We start from the raw sequence: 18,241 nt of genomic DNA, 5'->3' as shown, positions 1-18,241 counted from the left end.
CACCGAGGAGTTATGTCCGGAGCCACCGAGAAGCAGGACCTGACCCCGGCCGAGGCCACCTCGCCCGAGACCCTGGGGGCGGCGGTGAAGCACGCCGAGGCCGAGTTCCAGGCCGCCGGCGACCTGGACGCCCTGGCCGCGGTGAAGCCGGCCCACCTGGGTGACCACTCGCCGCTGATGCTCGCCCGCCGCGCCATCGGCTCCCTGTCCAAGCAGGAGAAGGCCGAGGTCGGCAAGCGGGTCAACGAGGCGCGCCAGTCCATCCAGGCCGCCTTCGACGCCCGGCGGGCCACGCTGCTGGCCGAGCGCGACGAGCGCGTCCTGCGCGAGGAGGCCGTCGACGTCACGCTGCCGTGGGACCGGATCCCGCGTGGCGCGCGGCACCCGCTCACCACGGTGAGCGAGCGGATCGCCGACGTCTTCGTCGCCATGGGCTGGGAGGTCGCCGAGGGCCCCGAGCTGGAAGCCGAGTGGTTCAACTTCGACGCGCTCAACTTCGCCAAGGACCACCCGGCGCGGCAGATGCAGGACACCTTCTACGCCGGCGAGCCCGGCTCCGGACTGGTGCTGCGCACGCACACCTCGCCGGTGCAGGCCCGCACGCTGCTGCATCGCGACGTGCCGGTGTACGTCGTCTGCCCCGGCCGCACCTACCGCACCGACGAGCTGGACGCCACCCACACCCCGGTGTTCTCCCAGGTCGAGGGGCTCGCGGTGGACAAGGGTCTCACCATGGCCCACCTCAAGGGCACCCTGGACGCGTTCGCCCGCGCCATGTTCGGTGAGAAGTCCCGGACACGGCTGCGCCCGCACTTCTTCCCCTTCACCGAACCCTCGGCCGAGGTCGACGTGTGGTTCGAGGAGAAGGCCGGCGGCCCGGGCTGGGTCGAATGGGGCGGGTGCGGCATGGTGCACCCGAACGTGCTGCGCGCGTGCGGCGTCGACCCGGACGTCCACTCCGGCTTCGCGTTCGGCATGGGCATCGAGCGGACCCTGCAGTTCCGCAACGGCATCCCGGACATGCGCGACATCGTCGAGGGCGATGTGCGCTTCACCCTTCCCTTCGGAACGGAGGCCTAAGTGCGAGTCCCCGTCAGCTGGCTGCTCGAGCATCTGGATGCCGGCGAGGTCGGACCGCAGGAGCTGGCCGAGGCCTTCGTCCGCATCGGCATCGAGGTCGACGAGGTCCGCCCGCTCGACCAGGTCACCGGGCCGCTCGTGGTCGGCCGCGTCGCCGAGATCGAGGAGCTGACCGGCTTCAAGAAGCCGATCCGGTTCTGCCGCGTCGACGTCGGTGAGGAGGCGTCCGAGGACGAGCCCGCGGACAACGAGGGCCCGTCCGGCATCCGCACCCGCGGCATCGTCTGCGGGGCCACGAACTTCGTCGAGGGCGACCTGGTCGTCGTGGCGCTGCCGGGCACCGTGCTGCCCGGGCCGTTCGAGATCTCCTCGCGCACGACTTACGGCCGCGTCAGCGACGGCATGATCTGCTCGGCCCGCGAGCTGGGCCTGGGCGAGGACCACAGCGGCATCCTGGTGCTGCCGCCGTCCACGGCGAGCCCCGGCGACTCCGGCCACGAGGTCCTCGGCCTCGCCGACACCGTGCTGGAGGTGACGCCGACCCCCGACCGCGGCTACGCCCTGTCGGTGCGCGGGCTGGCGCGTGAGCTGGCCGCCGCGCTCGACGTGCCCTTCGGCGACCCGGCCGCGCTCGACCTGCCCGCCGCCGAGGGCGAGGCGTGGCCGGTCGAGATCGAGGACCCCACCGGCTGCGACCGGTTCGTCGTGCGCCGGGTGACCGGTCTCGACGCCGGCGCCCCGACCCCGTGGTGGATGCGCCGCCGCCTGCTGCTGGCCGGGATCCGGTCGATCTCGCTGGCCGTGGACGTCACCAACTACGTGATGCTCGAGCTCGGCCAGCCGCTGCACGCGTGGGACACCGCGTCCCTGCAGGGCGGCCTGGTCGTCCGGCGCGCGAAGCCGGGGGAGAAGCTCACCACGCTCGACGACGTGGAGCGCACGCTCGACGCCGACGACGTCGTGATCGCCGACGAGCGCGGCCCGGTGTCGCTGGCCGGCACCATGGGCGGCGCGAGCACCGAGATCAGCATCGAGAGCACCGACGTCCTGATCGAGGGCGCCCACTGGGACCCGCCGTCGATCAGCCGCACGGCGCGGCGGCACAAGCTGTTCTCCGAGGCCGCCAAGCGGTTCGAGCGGTTCACCGACCCGCAGGTCTGCGCGGCGGCGGTGGAGCGGGCCTCCCGGCTGCTGCGCACCTACGGCGACGGCAGCATCCAGCCCGGCCGCACCGACGTCGGCTCCGTCGAGCCGCTGTCGCCCATCACCATGCCGATCAGCCTGCCCGACCGGATCGCCGGCGTGCGCTACGACCGTGGGGTGACCGTCCGGCGGCTGAACCAGGTCGGGTGCAAGGTCACGGTCGGCGCCGGGGACGACGGCGTCGCGACGGTGACCGCGACCCCGCCGAGCTGGCGTGCCGACCTGAAGCAGCCCGCCGACCTCGTCGAGGAGGTGCTGCGGCTCGAGGGCTACGACAGCATCCCGTCGGTGCTGCCCACCGCCCCGGCCGGGACCGGCCTGACCGCCGCGCAGCGCCGCCGCCGCACCGTGTCGCGTGCTCTGGCGGAGGCGGGGTACGTCGAGGTCCAGCCGTTCCCGTTCGTCGGCGAGCCGGTGTGGGACGCGTTCGGCCTGCCCGCCGACGACGTGCGCCGCAAGACGGTGCGGGTGCAGAACCCGCTGGAGGCGGACAAGGACCGGCTGGCGACGACCCTGCTGCCCGGTCTGCTGGACACGTTGCAGCGCAACGCTTCCCGTGGTTTCAAGGACCTCGCGTTGTTCCACATCGGACAGGTCGTCCTGCCCGGCGCGAGCCCCGTCCCGATGCCGGAACTGGGTGTCGCGGGACGCCCGTCGGACGAGGACCTGGCGCAGCTGATGGCCGCGGTGCCGGCCCAGCCGCAGCACGTCGCGGTGGTGCTCGCCGGTCAGCGCGAGCAGGCCGGCTGGTGGGGCAAGGGCGAGCAGGCCGGCTGGGCGGACGCCGTCCAGGCCGCGCGCCTGGTCGGTCAGGCCGCCGGTGTCGAACTGCGGGTGCGCAACGCCGAGCTGGCGCCGTGGCACCCCGGCCGGTGCGCCGAGCTGCTCGTCGGCGACTGGCCGGTGGGGCACGCCGGTGAGCTGCATCCCAAGGTGATCGAGGCGCTCGGCCTGCCCAAGCGGACCGTCGCGATGGAACTCGACCTGGACGCGATCCCGCTGAGGGAGCGCAGGCCGGCCCCGGTGATCTCGCCGTACCCGCCGGTGCTGCTCGACGTCGCGCTGGTCGTCGACGCGAAGGTGCCCGCCAGCGACCTGGCCGAGGCCCTGGTGGCCGGGGGCGGCGACCTGCTCGAGGACACGTCGCTGTTCGACGTCTACACCGGCGACCAGGTCGGTGACGGGAAGCGGTCGCTGGCCTACAAGCTGCGCTTCCGCGCTCCGGACCGCACGCTCACCGTGGACGAGGCGACGCAGGCGCGCGACGCCGCCGTCGCCGAAGCCGGCTCGCGCTACGGCGCGGAGCTCCGCGCCTAGCGAGTTCCACCGCCGAGGTGTTTGAGCGCTTCCCGCACTGACAACGGCGACAGTGCGGGATGCGCCTCGACGAAGGCACGCACCCAGTCCGGCTCCGTGCGCGCGTAGTCGCGCAACGCCCAGCCGATCCCCTTGCGCAGGAAGAAGTCCCGGTCGTCCTGGTTGGCCTCGATCGCCGCGGTCAGCAGGTCGCGGTCGGTGTCCGCCTTGGCGGTCACCTGGCAGATCACCGCGGCCCGGCGCCGCCACCTGTCCGCGTCGCGCGCCCACTGCCGCAGCACCGGCGTCACCCGGTCTCGGTCGGCCCGCAGGATCGGCCCGATGCGGCGGATGGCGATCTCGTCCACGTAGTCCCACCAGGCTCCGGTGACGATCATCTCTTCGTAGAGCGGCACCAGTTCGTGGTCCTGCCACCGCGCGTACGCCCGGTGCCCGGTCAGGTCGATCGCCAGATAGCGCTCCTCCCGGAAGGCGGCCTCCCGCCACAGGGTCCGGACCGCCGCGACGAACGCCTCCCGGTCCGGCAGGGGATGCTCGCCGAAGACGCGCCGCGCCAGTTTGGCCCGCTCCGGTTTCGGCACACCCCGGAAGTCCATCTCGGACTTCATGTACCGGCGCATCTCCGGTGCCTTCACGGGATCGGCCAGCTCCGCCAGTCCCGACCGCGCCGCCTGGACCAGTTCGTCCGCTTCGTCCATCCGAGCTCCTTTCCCCGTCGGGTGGCATCCCGGGTTCCGCCGCGCGTCGGCTGGCGGGAAGCGCCGTGATCCACGATCTTGTGGTGAGGTTCTGACCGCACAGTCGACGAGAAGGAGCACTGTGAGCAAGCTCGTGCCCGCGATCCTCGCGGCCGGTGCGCTGGCGAGTTGCCTGGTGGCCGTGCCCGCGGCCGCCGCGGCCCCGCCGCGGTTCACCCCGGCCCCGATCAGCTGGGGACCGTGTGGTTCGGCCGGCCTGGCGCGCGCCGGCGCCGAATGCGGTTTCCTCGAGGTGCCGCTGGACTACCAGGATCCCGGCGGCGCGAGGATCTCGCTCGCCGTCTCGCGGGTGCGCCACACGAGCACCGACTACCAGGGCGTGATGCTCGTCAACCCCGGTGGCCCCGGCGGCTCCGGTCTCGGGTTGTCCGCGCTCGGCCGGGCCGTGCCGAAGGACGCCGGCGACTCCTACGACTGGATCGGCTTCGACCCGCGGGGCGTGGGGGCGAGCCGTCCGGCGTTGTCGTGCGACCCCGGTCACTTCCGCTACAACCGGCCCGCCTACGTGCCGACCACGCCGGAGCTGGAACGGACGTGGCTGCAGACCTCCCGCGACTACGCGGCGGCCTGCGAGAAGAACGGCCCGCTGCTGCGGCACATGCGCACCACCGACGTCGCGCGGGACCTGGACAGCCTGCGCGAGGCGCTGGGCGCGGAGCAGATCAACTACTACGGCTTCTCCTACGGCACCTACCTCGGCCAGGTGTACGCGACGCTGTACCCGCAGCGGGTGCGGCGGATGGTGCTGGACAGCAACGTCGATCCGCGGAAGGTCTTCTACCAGGCCAACCTGGACCAGGACGTCGCCTTCGACCGCAACATCAAGATCTACTTCGACTGGATCGCCCGCCACGACGCCGTGTACCACCTGGGTGCGACGGGCAAGGCCGTCGAGGACCTGTGGTACGCCCGGCAACGCGAGCTGACCCGCGCGCCGGCGGGCGGCGTGATCGGGCCGGACGAGTGGACCGACATCTTCCTGCAGGCCGGGTACTACCAGTCGACGTGGGTGGACCTGGCCGAGGCCTTCGCCGGGTGGGTGCACCGCGGTGACTGGCAGACGCTCAAGACCCGCTACGACAGGACGAACTCGCCCGGCGACGACAACGGGTTCGCCGTCTACAACGCCGTGCAGTGCACCGACGCGCCGTGGCCGCGGAACTGGGCCACGTGGAAGGTGGACAACTGGATCACCTACGCGAAGGCGCCGTTCGAGACGTGGGGCAACGCCTGGTACAACGCGCCGTGCCGCACCTGGCCGGTGCCCGCGGGCAAGCCGGTCGACGTCGACGGTCGTGGTGTGGGCGCCTTGCTGATCGGGGAGGAGCTGGACGCGGCCACCCCGTTCGCCGGGAACCTGGAGGTGCGCCGGCGGTTTCCGCAGGCGAGCCTGATCGGCCAGCCGGGCGGCACCACCCACGCCGGCTCGCTGTCCGGCAACGCGTGTGTGGACGACCGGATCGCGGACTACCTCGCGACCGGCGCGCTGCCGCCGCGGCTGCGGGGCACCGGCCCGGACGCGGTGTGCGACCCACTGCCCGAACCGGTGCCGGACGGTGCGCCGGGCACGCGTGCGGACCGTGCGGGCACGGGGCAGCCGGAGGAGCTGACCGAGGCTTTGCGGGCCGCGGCGCGTTAGCCGTTCGCGGCTGCTCATCGGCGCCAGGCGGGCAGCGGCGCGAAGCGCGGAGGCGATGCGGCGCAGGACCAGGCGGCGGGTGGTGCGCCGGGTGGGGGTTTCCGCCCCGTCAGTGCCCGGTCGGTGGCTGCCTCGGCTGGCGGTCGGCGCGCTGCGGTGCGCCTGCGGTTCGTGGCTGTTCATTGGTGCCGGGCAGGCGATGCTACGGAGCGTAGAGGCGATTCGGCGGCGGGTGGCAGTCCCCGGCATGCGCGTGCCCGGTCGGCGGTAGCTGCGGCCGGCGGTTGGGGCGCCGCGGTTCGGCGGTTCGTCGCTGTTCGTCGGTGCCGGGCTGGCGCTGCGGTGCAGCGTGGTGGTGATTCGGCGTCCGAGCCGGAGGTGAGTGGCGGTGCGCGTCGTGTGGGTGCCCGGTCGGCGGTCGCCTCGGCTGGCGGTCGGGGCGCCGCGGTTCGGCGGTTCGTCGCTGTTCGTCGGTGCCGGGCTGGCGATGCTGCGGAGCGAGGTGGCGATTCGGCGTCCGAGCCGGAGGCAAGCGGCGGTCCCCGTCGGGTGGGTGCCCGGTCGGTAGCTCCGGCTGGTGCTCGTCGCGTCGCCGTGCGTCGGCGGCTGGTGGCTGTTCATCGGCTCGTCCTCACCGCGGTGAGGACGGTGATCGGCTCGGCGACGAGCCCGTACCGCGCCGTCAGCCGCGGGTAGCAGCGTGCCAGCGTGTCGGCGTCGAGCGAGGGACGCTCACCTGGCGGCAATCCGTGTGGACCGGCTTCGCCCAGGACGGCTGCGAGCGCCTCGCCGCACGCCGTGGCCACTTCGCCCCGACCGGGCGGCGTCAGCAACCGCAGTGCCAGGCCGGCAAGATCACCGGATCGAGTGATCTCCAGCGGGTCGATCCGGAATTCCGCGAGCACGTCCGGGTTCACCAGCGCCCGGTGGTAGGTGCGGCGGCCCCGCAGGATCAGCCAGCACACGCCGTCGCGCAGCTGACCGGCTCCGGCGCCCCCGAGGACCAGGCCGAACGCCGTCCACACGTCCCACCGGCAGGCGCGCAGGTGGAGGCGCCTGAAGTGGTGGTGGAACCGGATGATGTCCAGCGCCGATCGTCCTCGCAGAAGCTCGCCGATCTCCGCGACCGGCCGTCCGGTGACGAGCCGCCAGAACTGGTGTTCCCTCATGTCTCCCCCAGTGGTGCGTGATGAGGTGAACAACGTTAGGCGGGGGGTACGACAATTTCGGTCCGCGACCGCCGCGCGACGGACGGTGATCCGGAATTGTCGGTGGGGGTCGCTAGCGTGCCGGGCATGAACATCATCGAAGAGCACCGGAGCACCCTCCGGGCCGGCAACACCACGTTTTCCATCGAGGTCACCGTGCTGCCGGGCGGTGACCGTGACCTGCTCGCCGACCGCCTCGTGATCCGGGTCGGCGCCGCCGGAGCCGAGGGCGAGCCCGTCGCCGACGGGCAGATCGAAGTCGCCGCCGGTGCGGCGGAGACACTCGGCTCGGTGCTGTCGGAGACACTGCGACATCACGCCGCCCTGGCCGATCCGGGCGGGCGAAGAGGGCGCGACCGGCCGGCCAGCCAGGGCCGACCGTGGACGCCGGAACTCGACGCCGAACTCGAGCGGCGGTGGATCGCGGGCGAGAGCGTGGCGGACATCGCCCGCGACCTCGGCCGCAGCCCTGGCGGCATCCGGGCACGGCTGCCGCGGGTGGGTTGCGATCCCGAGCGCCGCGGGGAGTACTTGCCCGACCCGCCGAGCATGCGAACCGCACCGGAGGGGAGTGGCGATGCCGCCTGACGCACACCTCGCGCCGCCGGGGCCGCTCGCGCAGTGCCGGTCAACGGCAGGCACGCGCTTCGGGCGGGCCGCTCGCGCAGTGCCGACCAGGGACAGGCACGCACGTCGGGCGGGGGCCGCTCGCGCAGTGCCGGTCAAGGACAGGCTCGCGTCTGAGCTGCTCGCGCAGTGCCGGTCAACGGCAGGCCCGCGCCTGAGGCCGGGGCCCCTCCCGGAATGTCGGCCAAGGACAGGCCCGCACTTCGGGCGGGGCTGCTCGCGCTATGCCGGCCAAGGACAGGCCCGTGGCTCAGGCCGGGCGGCTCGCGCAGCGTCGGCCAACGGCAGGCCCGCGCCTCGGGGCGGAACCGCTCGCGGAATGTCGGACCCACTCGACCGGCACCACCCCGCCCGCCGGAGGTGACTGTGGCAGCTGAGCGCTGACGCCCGCCCCAGCCCCGGCCGACTGTGACCCCGCCGGAACTCGTTTGATTGATCTTCCGTCGCAATGCATAATCATTCGTATGACGGTGAAGGTCGCGGTGGCCGGGGCGAGCGGGTACGCGGGCGGGGAAGCCCTCCGCCTGCTGCTGGCGCACCCCGAGGTCGAAATCGGTGCGGTGACGGCGGCGAGCAGTGCCGGCACCCCGCTGGGTCAGCATCACCCCCACCTGGTCCCGCTGGCCGGGCGCATCCTGCAGGAAACCACCGTGGACACGCTGGGCGGCCACGACGTGGTCTTCCTCGCGCTGCCGCATGGTCATTCAGCGGAGATCGCGGCCCAGCTCGGGCCGGACGTGCTGGTCGTCGACCTGGGCGCCGACCACCGGCTGACCAGCGCGGCCGACTGGCAGCGCTGGTACGGCGGTGACCACGCCGGGACCTGGCCCTACGGCCTGCCCGAGCTGCCGGGCGCCCGGGAGAAGCTCGCCGGCACCAAGCGCATCGCCGTGCCGGGCTGTTTCCCGACCGGCGGCACGCTCGCGCTGGCCCCGGCACTGGCGGCCGGCCTGGTGCGGCCGGAGGTGACCATCACGGCGGTCACGGGCACCTCCGGCGCGGGCAAGAGCCTCAAGCCGCACCTGCTGGGCTCGGAGGTGATGGGCTCGGCGAGCGCGTACGGGGTCGGTGGCGCGCACCGGCACACGCCGGAGTTCGCGCAGAACCTCAGCTCGGTCGCCGGGGTGCCGGTGACCGTGTCGTTCACGCCGGTCCTCGCGCCGATGCCGCGCGGCATCCTCACCACGGCGAGCGCGCCGCTGGCGGGCGAGACCGACACGGCGGCGGCGCGCGCGGTGTACGAGAAGGCCTACCAGGCCGAGCCGTTCGTGCAGGTCCTGCCCGAGGGCAGCTGGCCGGTCACGTCGGCGACGCTGGGCTCGAACAACGTGCAGCTGCAGGTCGCGGTGGACGCCGACGCGGGCAGGCTGGTCGTCGTGGCCGCGATCGACAACCTGACCAAGGGCACCGCGGGCGGCGCCATCCAGTCCATGAACATCGCACTCGGTCTCCCCGAGACCACCGGCCTTCCGACAGTAGGAGTCGCACCGTGACCGTGACCGGACCGAAGGGGTTCCGCGCCGCAGGCGTGGCCGCCGGGATCAAGGTATCCGGCGCCCTGGACCTCGCGCTCGTCGTCAACGACGGGCCCGAGCAGGCGGCGGCGGGCGTGTTCACCCGCAACGTCGTCAAGGCGGCGCCGGTGCTGTGGTCCCAGGAAGTGCTGCGGCACAAGCGGTTGCGTGCGGTCGTCCTCAACTCCGGCGGCGCGAACGCGGCCACCGGCCCCGGCGGGTTCCAGGACACGCACGCCACCGCCGAGAAGGTCGCCGAGCTGCTCGAGGTCGGCGCGATCGACGTGGCGGTGTGCTCGACCGGCCTGATCGGGGAGCGGCTGCCGATGCCGGCCGTGCTGTCCGGTGTGGACGCCGCGGTCAAGGCCCTGGACACCACCGCCGAGTCGGCCCTGGCCGCCGCGACCGCCGTGATGACCACCGACAGCAAGCCGAAGCAGACACTGCGCGGCCACGACGGCGGCTGGAGCGTCGGCGGTTTCGCCAAGGGCGCGGGCATGCTCGCGCCGAACCTGGCGACGATGCTGGCGGTCCTCACCACGGACGCGGTCGTCGACCCGGACGCGCGCTTCGCCGCGCTCCGCGCTGCCACCCGCGTCACCTTCGACCGCCTCGACGTGGACGGCGGCACGTCCACCAACGACACCGTTCTCGTGCTCGCCTCGGGCGCCAGCGGCATCACCCCGGGCCTGGACGAGTTCACCGACGTCCTCACCGCCGCCTGCATGGACCTGGTCCAGCAGCTGCGCGCCGACTCCGAGGGCGTCACCAAGGAGGTCGACGTCGTCGTACGCGGTGCCGCCAGCGAGCAGGACGCGATCAACGTCGGCCGCACCGTCGCCGAGGACAACCTGGTCAAGACCGCGCTGTTCGGCTCGGACCCGAACTGGGGCCGCGTCGCGATGGCGGTCGGCCGCGCCCAGGCCGAGATCGACCCGGGCACGCTGTCGATCAGCATCAACGGCGTCACCCTGTTCGCCAACGGCACCACGGCGGCCGACCGGTCCGCGGCCGACCTGTCCGGCCGCGCCATCGAGATCGTGATCGACCTGGGCATCGGCGCCAGCGAGGCCACGATCTTCACCACCGACCTGTCGCACGCCTACGTCGAAGAGAACAGCGCCTACTCCTCATGACTCCTCCCGAACTGGTCGCGGCCGACGACCGGGTGCCCACCGCGGCCGAGAAGGCCGGCGTGCTGATCGAAGCCCTGCCGTGGCTGCAGCGGTTCCACGGCGCCACCGTCGTCGTCAAGTACGGCGGCAACGCGATGATCGACGACGAGCTCAAACGCGCCTTCGCCCAGGACATGGTGTTCCTGCGGCTGGCCGGCCTGCGCCCGGTCGTCGTGCACGGCGGCGGCCCGCAGATCACCGCGATGCTGGCGAGGCTCGGCATCGAAGGCGAGTTCCGCGGCGGCTTGCGCGTCACCACCCCGGAGACCATGGACATCGTCCGCATGGTCCTGGTCGGCCAGGTCAGCCGCGAGCTGGTCGGGCTCATCAACGCCCACGGCCCGTACGCGGTCGGCATCTCCGGCGAGGACGCCCAGCTGTTCACCGCCGAACGCAAGCAGGCGACCGTGAACGGCGAGCCCGTCGACGTCGGCCTGGTCGGCGAGGTCGCCTCGGTCAACCCGGACGCGGTGCTGGACATCGTCAACGCCGGCCGCATCCCCGTGGTGTCCACGGTGGCCCCGGACGCCGACGGCGTGGTGCACAACGTCAACGCCGACACCGCGGCCGGCGCGCTCGCCGCCGCGCTGGACGCCGAGAAGCTGGTCGTGCTCACCGACGTCGAGGGCCTCTACGCGAACTGGCCGGACCGCTCGTCGCTCATCGACCGGATCCGCGTGGACCGGCTCGAGGAACTGCTGCCGACCCTGGCCAGCGGCATGATCCCGAAGATGGAGGCCTGCGTGCGCGCGGTGCGCGGCGGCACCCGCCGCGCCCACGTCATCGACGGCCGCATCGCCCACTCGGTCCTGCTGGAGGTCTTCACCTCCCGCGGGATCGGCACCATGGTCCTCCCCGAACAGGAGTCCTGATGGACGCGCTCTCCTCCAACGCCGACGGACGGCAGCACTGGCAGTCCGCCCTCATGGACAACTACGGCACCCCCGGCCTGACGCTGGTGCGCGGCGAGGGCGCCCGCGTCTGGGACGCCGACGGCGCCGAGTACGTCGACCTGGTCGGCGGTATCGCGGTCAACGCACTGGGGCACGCCCACCCGGACATCGTGGCCGCCGTGACCGAGCAGATCACCAAGCTCGGCCACACCTCCAACCTCTACGTCAACCCGGTCACCGTCGAGCTGGCCGAGGCGCTGCTCGACGTCGCCGGCCTGGCCGCGCAGGGCAAGGTCCTGTTCGTCAACTCGGGCGCGGAGGCCAACGAGGCGGCGCTGAAGATCAGCAGGCTCACCGGCCGCACCAAGGTGGTCGCCTGCGAGGGCGCCTTCCACGGCCGCACCATGGGCTCGCTGTCGCTGACCGGTCAGCCCGGCAAGAAGCAGCCGTTCGAGCCGCTGGTCCCCGGCGTCGTGCACGTCCCGTTCGGCGACGCCGACGCCCTGCGCGCGGCGGTCGACACCGACACGGCCGCGGTGTTCCTCGAGCCGATCCTCGGCGAGGGCGGCGTCATCCCCGCGCCCGACGGCTACCTGCAGGCCGCCCGCGAGATCACCAAGGCGACCGGCACCCTGCTGGTGCTCGACGAGGTGCAGACCGGCATCGGCCGCACCGGCGACTGGTTCGCCTTCCAGCGGGCCGGCATCGTCCCGGACCTCATCACCCTCGCCAAGGGGCTGGGTGGCGGGCTGCCGCTGGGCGCGGTGATCGGCGTCGGCGAGGCGGGCGAGTTGCTCAAGCCCGGCCAGCACGGCACCACCTTCGGCGGCAACCCGGTGTGCTGCGCGGCCGGGCTCGCGGTGCTGCGCGCCATCTCCCGCGACGGCCTGATCGACCACGTGTCCCGGGTCGGCAAGGACATCGCCGCCGGCGTCGAGGACATGGCCCACCCGCTGGTCAAGGGCGTGCGCGGCGCCGGGCTGCTGATCGGCATCATGCTCAACGAGCCCGTCTCGCCCGCCGTCGCGCAGGCCGCCCAGGCCGCGGGTTATCTGGTGAACCCGGTCGCTCCGGACACGATCCGGCTGGCCCCGCCCCTGATCCTGAGCCAGGAGCAGGCCGAGGGCTTCCTCGCCGCGCTGCCCGGCGCGCTCGACACCACCACCACGAAGGACTGACTGCCCGATGCTCCGCCACTTCCTGCGCGACGACGACCTGACCCCGGACGAACAGCTGGCCGTCCTCGACCTGGCCGCCGAGCTGAAGCAGGACCCGCTGTCCAACCGGGCCCTGGCCGGCCCCAAGTCGGTCGCCGTGCTGTTCGAGAAGAACTCGACCCGCACGCGGCTGTCGTTCGAGGTCGGCATCGCCCAGCTGGGTGGCCACCCGATCATCGTGGACGGCCGCTCGATGCAGCTCGGCCGCGAGGAGACGATCGAGGACACCGCGCGCGTGCTCTCGCGCTACGTCGACGCCGTCGTCTGGCGCACCTTCGCCCAGCAGCGCATCGTCGCGATGGCCTCGGCCGCCACGGTCCCGGTGGTCAACGCGCTGACCGACGAGTTCCACCCGTGCCAGGTGCTGGCGGACCTGCAGACCATCCGCGAGCGCAAGGGCAAGCTGGCCGGGCTGACGCTGACCTACCTCGGCGACGGCGCCAACAACATGGCCCACTCGCTGCTGCTGGGCGGGGTGACCGCGGGCCTGCACGTCCGGGTCGTCGCGCCGGAGGGCTTCCAGCCGGACGCGGACGTGGTGACCGACGCGAAGAAGCGCGCGGCGGAGACCGGCGGCAGCGTCGGCGTGTTCACCGAGCCGCACGCCGCGGTCGAGGGCGCCGACGTCCTGGTCACCGACACCTGGACCTCGATGGGCCAGGAGAACGACGGCATGGACCGCGTCACGCCCTTCAAGAAGCTGCAGGTCAACGCCGAGCTGCTGGCCGAGGCCGGGGACGACGCGATCGTGCTGCACTGCCTGCCCGCCCACCGCGGCTGGGAGATCACCGACGAGGTGATCGACGGCCCGGCCAGCGCGGTGTGGGACGAGGCCGAAAACCGTCTGCACGCGCAGAAGGCGCTGTTGGTATGGCTCATGAACGAACGACGATGAACCGCGCCGCCCGGCAGGCCCGCATCGTCGAGCTGGTCTCGTCGATGGCCATCCGCAGCCAGACGGAGCTGGCGAAGCTGCTGGCCGCCGAGGGCGTCGACGTCACGCAGGCTACGTTGTCCAGGGACCTCGACGAGCTGGGCGCGGTCAAGCTGCGGGGCGCGGACTCCGGTGCGCCGGTGTACGTGATCCCGGAGGACGGCAGCCCGGTGCGGGGGGTCCAGGGCGGCACGTCGCGGTTGTCCCGGCTGCTGGCCGAGCTGATGGTGTCGGTGGATTCCTCGGGCAACCTGACGGTGCTGCGCACGCCCCCGGGCGCGGCGCAGTTCCTGGCCAGCGCGATCGACCGGGCCGCGCTGGAGGAGGTGGTCGGGTCGATCGCCGGGGACGACACGGTGGCGGTGATCGCGCGCGAGCCGCTCACCGGCCGGGACCTGGCCGACCGGTTCTCGGCGCTGGCGCGGCGTTCCTCTACTTTGGACTTGGACGACCACGAATGAGCGAAGGCTGAGACGAACACATGGCAGACAACGGCCAACCGGGGATCGCGCTCTGGGGCGGGCGCTTCAGCAGCGGCCCGGCCGAGGCGATGGCGGCGCTGAGCGCGTCGACGCACTTCGACTGGCGGCTGGCGCCCTACGACATCGCCGGCTCCCGCGCCCACGCCCGGGTGCTGCACCAGGCCGGTCTCCTGACCTCGGACGAGCTGACCCGCATGCTCGCGGCCCTGGACACGCTCGCCGCGGACGTCTCCTCCGGCGCGTTCACGCCGACGGTCGCCGACGAGGACGTGCACACCGCGCTGGAGCGGGGCCTCATCGAGCGCGCGGGCGCCGAGCTGGGCGGCAAGCTGCGCGCCGGACGCTCCCGCAACGACCAGGTCGCCACGCTGTTCCGGATGTGGCTGCGCGACGCGGGCAAGCGGGTCGCCGCGGGCACGCTGGACGTCGTCGACGCCCTGGTCGCGCAGGCGCGGCGGCACCCGGACGCGATCCTGCCGGGCCGCACCCACCTCCAGCACGCGCAGCCGGTCCTGCTGGCGCACCACCTGCTGGCGCACGCGCAGTCGCTGCTGCGGGACGTGAGCCGGCTGCGGGACTGGGACGCCCGCACCGCGGAATCGCCCTACGGCTCGGGCGCGCTGGCCGGGTCGTCCCTCGGACTCGACCCGGAGGCCGTGGCCGCCGAGCTGGGGTTCGCCACCAGCGTGGAGAACTCCATCGACGGCACTGCCTCCCGCGACTTCGCCGCCGAGTTCGCGTTCGTGCTGGCCATGCTCGGCGTGAACCTCTCCCGCATCGCCGAAGAGGTCATCATCTGGAACACGGCCGAGTTCGGCTACGTCACGCTCGACGACGCGTGGGCCACCGGCAGCTCGATCATGCCGCAGAAGAAGAACCCGGACGTCGCCGAGCTGACCCGCGGCAAGTCCGGACGGCTGATCGGCAACCTGACCGGGCTCCTCGCCACGCTCAAGGGCATGCCGCTGGCCTACAACCGGGACCTGCAGGAGGACAAGGAACCGGTCTTCGACTCGGTCGAGCAGCTGGAGCTGCTGTTCCCGGCCATCGCCGGGATGGTCGGCACCCTGACCTTCCACACCGAGCGGCTCGCCGAACTCGCCCCGGCCGGCTTCACCCTGGCCACCGACATCGCCGAATGGCTGGTGCGGCAGGGCGTGCCGTTCCGCGTCGCGCACGAGGCCGCGGGGGAGTGCGTGCGGGTCGCGGAGGCGCGCGGGGCCGGCCTCGACGAGCTCACCGACGAGGAACTGGAGAAGATCAGCCCGGCGCTCACGCCACGGGTGCGGGAGGTGCTGACCGTCGAGGGCTCGGTGGCCTCCCGGGACGCCCGCGGCGGCACCGCCCCGGCTCGCGTGGCCGAGCAGCTCGACCGGCTCGTCGGTCGGGCCGCCGACCACCGGCAGTGGATCGGGTGAACCTCGACCACCTCGTCTACGCGACACCGGACCTCGCCGGGACGGTGGCGGAGCTGCGCGGGCGCGGGATCGGCCTCGTGCCCGGCGGCGCGCACCCCGGTCGCGGCACCCGCAACCACCTGGCCGGCCTCGGCGACGGGGCGTACCTGGAGGTCATCGGCCCGGACCCGGAGCAGGACGCGCCGGACGGGCCGCGCTGGTTCGGCATCGACGACCTGACCGCCCCGCGGCTGGTCACCTGGGCGATCCGGGTGCCGGACCTGGGCGCGGCACGGGAGCGGTCGGGCGCGGCCGGCTACCCGTTCGGCGACGAGCTGCCGATGTCGCGCCGGCGACCCGACGGGGCGCTGCTGAGCTGGTCGCTGGCCTTCCCGCGCCAGGACGGGGGAGTGGTGCCGTTCCTCATCGACTGGCAGGAGTCGCCGCACCCGGCCGAGAGCCTGCCCGGCGGCGTCACGCTCGTGTCGCTGACCGGCGTTCACCCGGATCCGGGCCTGGTCGCCGGCCCGCTCGCCGCGCTCGGGGCCGCGCTGACGGTCGTCACCGGTCCCGGCCCGCGGCTGGAGGCGGTGCTCGCCACCCCCGGTGGCGAGGTGGTGCTGCGATGACCGGGCGTCTGTTCAAGCGCGAGGAGCTGGCGATCGACCCGGTCGACCTGGCGTACGTGCTGCTCGGCTCGGTGCTGGAGGCGACGGGCCCCGAGGGCACCGTGCGCGCCCGGCTGGTCGAGGTGGAGGCCTACCGCGGGGAGGACGACCCGGCGTCGCACTGCTACCGCGGACGCACCCCGCGCAACACCGTCATGTGGGGCCCGGCGGGTCACCTGTACGTGTACTTCGTCTACGGCATGCACTTCTGCGCCAACGTGGTCGGCCGGGAGGACGGCGAGGCGGGAGCGGTGCTGTTGCGCGCCGCGGAGATCACCGAGGGTGCCGACCTGGCGCGGTCCCGCCGCAAGGCCGCGCGCAAGGACGTCGAACTGGCCCGCGGGCCGGCCCGGCTGACCTCCGCGCTCGGCATCGGCCCCCAGCACAACGGCGCCGACCTGGTCGACCCGGAGTCGCCGGTGCGCCTGCTGACGGGTGAGGAGATCCCCGCCGAGCGCGTCCGGTCGGGCCCACGGGTCGGGGTGGCGGCGGCGATGGACACGCCGTGGCGGTTCTGGATCGACGACTCCCCGGCCGTGTCGCTCTACCGGCGCGGCGGGCGGGTGCGCCCCGCGAAATAGTCGGTTGACCTCGTAGGAGAGTATCGAGCCGTGAGCGAACACATCCTCGACGAACTGTCCTGGCGCGGGCTGATCGCGCAGTCCACCGACCTCGATGCGCTGCGGAAGGATCTGGACGCCGGTCCGCTCACCCTCTATGGCGGCTTCGACCCGACCGCGGACAGCCTGCACGCCGGCCACCTCGTCCAGTTGCTGACGCTCGCGCGGTTCCAGCAGGCCGGGCACCGGCCGATCGTGCTCGGCGGGGGAGCCACCGGCCAGATCGGCGACCCGCGCGACGTCGGTGAGCGTTCGCTGGTCACGCCCGAGGTGACCGCCGCCCGGCTGGAGAAGATCCGGGTGCAGCTGGAGAAGTTCGTGACCTTCGACGACTCGCCGACCGGGGCGATCGTGGAGAACAACCTGAACTGGTTCAAGGACGTCTCGGCGCTGGACTTCCTGCGCGACGTGGGCAAGCACTTCTCGGTGAACGTGATGCTGGCGCGGGAGACGGTGAAGCGGCGCCTGGCCTCCGACGGCATCTCCTACACCGAGTTCAGCTACCTGCTCCTGCAGTCCTACGACTACCTGACGCTGTTCCGGAAGTACGGGACGAAGCTGCAGATCGGCGGCTCGGACCAGTGGGGCAACATCGTCGGCGGGGTGGACTACATCCGCAAGGTGGACGGCGCGAGCGTGCACGCGCTGACGACACCGCTGGTGACCGACTCGGAGGGACGCAAGTTCGGCAAGTCCACCGGGGGCGGCAACCTCTGGCTCGACCCGGAGATGACCTCGCCGTACGCGTGGTTCCAGTACTTCGTCAACGTCACGGACTCCGACGTCCTGCCCTACCTGCGCATGCTGACGTTCGTCCCGCGCGAGGAGATCGACGAGATCGCCCGCCTGACCGAGGAGAAGCCGCATCTGCGGGCCGGGCAGCGCCGGCTCGCCGAAGAGCTGACCACGCTGGTGCACGGCGAAGAGCAGACGCGTCAGGTGATTGCCGCGAGCCAGGCCCTGTTCGGCCGTGGTGAGCTGGCGGAGCTGGACACGCGCACGCTCGAGGCGGTCATGGCCGAGGTGCCGGTCGGCGAGGTGCGGCTCGCGGACGAGCCGACGATCGTCGACCTCCTCGTGGCCACCGGTCTCGTCGACAGCAAGGGCGCGGCGCGGCGCACCGTGAAGGAGGGCGGCGCGTATGTGAACAACGCGAAGATCGCCGACGAGGAGTGGCGGCCGGAGCGCACGGACGCCCTGCACGGCACGTGGCTCGTGGTGCGCCGCGGCAAGCGGAACACCGCCGGGGTCAAATTGCTGGCCTGACCAGGGGAAACGCGGTTAAGGGACCCCCCTGTGCAAGGGGGGTTTCCGACCATGTAATCTTCTCTTCGTCGCCAGGGAGACCGGGCCGGAGCCGAGAGGCCCAGGAGCACGGGGTACCGGGCGGGGGGTCACGAACCAAGCTCCCACCGATGGTGGTAGAGTGGGTGACCGCCGCCGGACGAAACCACAGTGTAATCGGAGTTGTGAGACTTCGTGTCGCTGGTTGGTCGTCGGGTGACACAA

16 protein-coding genes are annotated in these 18,241 nt (G+C 72.7%); 14 read left to right on the top strand and 2 right to left on the bottom strand.

Going from position 1 to position 18,241, the window contains the following annotated elements; translation table 11 throughout:
* The first annotated feature begins 12 nt into the window (after positions 1 to 12).
* Both pheS and pheT read left to right on the top strand, forming a co-directional pair.
* A complete protein-coding gene (gene pheS / locus D0D28_RS24140) occupies positions 13 to 1,080 on the top strand; it encodes a phenylalanine--tRNA ligase subunit alpha (protein WP_094009114.1) in 1,068 nt (355 codons plus the stop codon).
* Positions 1,081 to 3,600, top strand: a complete 2,520-nt coding sequence (gene pheT, locus D0D28_RS24135) for a phenylalanine--tRNA ligase subunit beta (RefSeq protein ID WP_116112623.1) — start codon at positions 1,081 to 1,083, stop codon at positions 3,598 to 3,600.
* On the opposite strand, the gene D0D28_RS24130 is transcribed toward pheT, so the two are convergent.
* Complete coding sequence (locus tag D0D28_RS24130) at positions 3,597 to 4,298, bottom strand: DNA alkylation repair protein (RefSeq protein ID WP_116112619.1); 702 nt, start codon at positions 4,296 to 4,298, stop codon at positions 3,597 to 3,599. The genes pheT and D0D28_RS24130 overlap by 4 nt on opposite strands.
* 121 nt (positions 4,299 to 4,419) lie before the next feature.
* Here D0D28_RS24130 and D0D28_RS24125 point away from each other — a divergent pair, with 121 nt between their 5' ends.
* A complete protein-coding gene (locus D0D28_RS24125; RefSeq protein ID WP_116112617.1) occupies positions 4,420 to 5,997 on the top strand; it encodes an alpha/beta hydrolase in 1,578 nt (525 codons plus the stop codon).
* Between the two features lie 617 nt (positions 5,998 to 6,614).
* Here D0D28_RS24125 and D0D28_RS24115 read toward each other — a convergent pair.
* A complete protein-coding gene (locus tag D0D28_RS24115; RefSeq protein WP_116112613.1) occupies positions 6,615 to 7,166 on the bottom strand; it encodes a DUF4240 domain-containing protein in 552 nt (183 codons plus the stop codon).
* A 126-nt stretch (positions 7,167 to 7,292) separates the two neighbouring features.
* Here D0D28_RS24115 and D0D28_RS24110 point away from each other — a divergent pair, with 126 nt between their 5' ends.
* The 11 genes from D0D28_RS24110 (at position 7,293) to tyrS (ending at position 17,998) form a co-directional block, all read left to right on the top strand.
* Positions 7,293 to 7,793 carry a helix-turn-helix domain-containing protein gene (locus tag D0D28_RS24110; RefSeq protein ID WP_116112610.1) on the top strand — a complete coding sequence of 167 codons (501 nt, stop codon included), beginning with the start codon at positions 7,293 to 7,295 and terminating at the stop codon, positions 7,791 to 7,793.
* Between the two features lie 503 nt (positions 7,794 to 8,296).
* Positions 8,297 to 9,325: an N-acetyl-gamma-glutamyl-phosphate reductase gene (gene argC, locus D0D28_RS24105; protein WP_116112608.1), complete on the top strand. Its 1,029-nt coding sequence runs from the start codon at positions 8,297 to 8,299 to the stop codon at positions 9,323 to 9,325.
* The gene (gene argJ, locus D0D28_RS24100) at positions 9,322 to 10,482 is read left to right on the top strand and encodes a bifunctional glutamate N-acetyltransferase/amino-acid acetyltransferase ArgJ (protein WP_116112605.1); all 1,161 of its coding nucleotides are present in this window, start codon (positions 9,322 to 9,324) and stop codon (positions 10,480 to 10,482) included. The genes argC and argJ overlap by 4 nt, the downstream gene beginning before the upstream one ends.
* Complete coding sequence (argB, locus tag D0D28_RS24095; RefSeq protein WP_116112603.1) at positions 10,479 to 11,393, top strand: acetylglutamate kinase; 915 nt, start codon at positions 10,479 to 10,481, stop codon at positions 11,391 to 11,393. Before argJ ends, argB begins: the two co-directional genes overlap by 4 nt.
* Positions 11,393 to 12,592, top strand: coding sequence for an acetylornithine transaminase (locus D0D28_RS24090; protein ID WP_094009104.1), 1,200 nt, complete (start codon positions 11,393 to 11,395; stop codon positions 12,590 to 12,592). The genes argB and D0D28_RS24090 overlap by 1 nt, the downstream gene beginning before the upstream one ends.
* 7 nt (positions 12,593 to 12,599) lie before the next feature.
* Entirely contained in the window at positions 12,600 to 13,526 is a 927-nt protein-coding gene (gene argF, locus D0D28_RS24085; protein ID WP_116112600.1) for an ornithine carbamoyltransferase, read from the top strand.
* Complete coding sequence (locus D0D28_RS24080; protein ID WP_233157550.1) at positions 13,523 to 14,026, top strand: arginine repressor; 504 nt, start codon at positions 13,523 to 13,525, stop codon at positions 14,024 to 14,026. Before argF ends, D0D28_RS24080 begins: the two co-directional genes overlap by 4 nt.
* 20 nt (positions 14,027 to 14,046) lie before the next feature.
* Positions 14,047 to 15,465, top strand: coding sequence for an argininosuccinate lyase (argH, locus tag D0D28_RS24075; RefSeq protein ID WP_116112597.1), 1,419 nt, complete (start codon positions 14,047 to 14,049; stop codon positions 15,463 to 15,465).
* Positions 15,462 to 16,073, top strand: a complete 612-nt coding sequence (locus D0D28_RS24070) for a VOC family protein (RefSeq protein WP_094009100.1) — start codon at positions 15,462 to 15,464, stop codon at positions 16,071 to 16,073. The genes argH and D0D28_RS24070 overlap by 4 nt, the downstream gene beginning before the upstream one ends.
* The gene (locus D0D28_RS24065) at positions 16,070 to 16,693 is read left to right on the top strand and encodes a DNA-3-methyladenine glycosylase (RefSeq protein WP_116112594.1); all 624 of its coding nucleotides are present in this window, start codon (positions 16,070 to 16,072) and stop codon (positions 16,691 to 16,693) included. The genes D0D28_RS24070 and D0D28_RS24065 overlap by 4 nt, the downstream gene beginning before the upstream one ends.
* A 30-nt stretch (positions 16,694 to 16,723) precedes the next feature.
* Positions 16,724 to 17,998: a tyrosine--tRNA ligase gene (gene tyrS / locus D0D28_RS24060; protein WP_094009098.1), complete on the top strand. Its 1,275-nt coding sequence runs from the start codon at positions 16,724 to 16,726 to the stop codon at positions 17,996 to 17,998.
* The last annotated feature ends 243 nt before the right edge of the window (positions 17,999 to 18,241 follow it).

The organism is Amycolatopsis ruanii (assembly GCF_003385175.1).
Taxonomy (GTDB): domain Bacteria; phylum Actinomycetota; class Actinomycetes; order Mycobacteriales; family Pseudonocardiaceae; genus Amycolatopsis_E; species Amycolatopsis_E thermalba.
The sequence above is the reverse complement of the archived record's forward strand: the minus strand, read 5'-3'. Positions and strand labels throughout refer to the sequence as shown.

What these genes read in the sequence shown, in the direction of transcription:
- argH (WP_116112597.1), top strand. Translation starts at nt 14,047, where the DNA reads ATGGCAGACAACGGCCAACCGGGGATCGCGCTCTGGGGCGGGCGCTTC.
- D0D28_RS24110 (WP_116112610.1), top strand. Translation starts at nt 7,293, where the DNA reads ATGAACATCATCGAAGAGCACCGGAGCACCCTCCGGGCCGGCAACACC.
- D0D28_RS24115 (WP_116112613.1), bottom strand. Translation starts at nt 7,166, where the DNA reads ATGAGGGAACACCAGTTCTGGCGGCTCGTCACCGGACGGCCGGTCGCG.
- D0D28_RS24090 (WP_094009104.1), top strand. Translation starts at nt 11,393, where the DNA reads ATGGACGCGCTCTCCTCCAACGCCGACGGACGGCAGCACTGGCAGTCC.
- D0D28_RS24065 (WP_116112594.1), top strand. Translation starts at nt 16,070, where the DNA reads ATGACCGGGCGTCTGTTCAAGCGCGAGGAGCTGGCGATCGACCCGGTC.
- D0D28_RS24130 (WP_116112619.1), bottom strand. Translation starts at nt 4,298, where the DNA reads ATGGACGAAGCGGACGAACTGGTCCAGGCGGCGCGGTCGGGACTGGCG.
- D0D28_RS24080 (WP_233157550.1), top strand. Translation starts at nt 13,523, where the DNA reads ATGAACCGCGCCGCCCGGCAGGCCCGCATCGTCGAGCTGGTCTCGTCG.
- argB (WP_116112603.1), top strand. Translation starts at nt 10,479, where the DNA reads ATGACTCCTCCCGAACTGGTCGCGGCCGACGACCGGGTGCCCACCGCG.
- argC (WP_116112608.1), top strand. Translation starts at nt 8,297, where the DNA reads ATGACGGTGAAGGTCGCGGTGGCCGGGGCGAGCGGGTACGCGGGCGGG.
- argF (WP_116112600.1), top strand. Translation starts at nt 12,600, where the DNA reads ATGCTCCGCCACTTCCTGCGCGACGACGACCTGACCCCGGACGAACAG.
- pheS (WP_094009114.1), top strand. Translation starts at nt 13, where the DNA reads ATGTCCGGAGCCACCGAGAAGCAGGACCTGACCCCGGCCGAGGCCACC.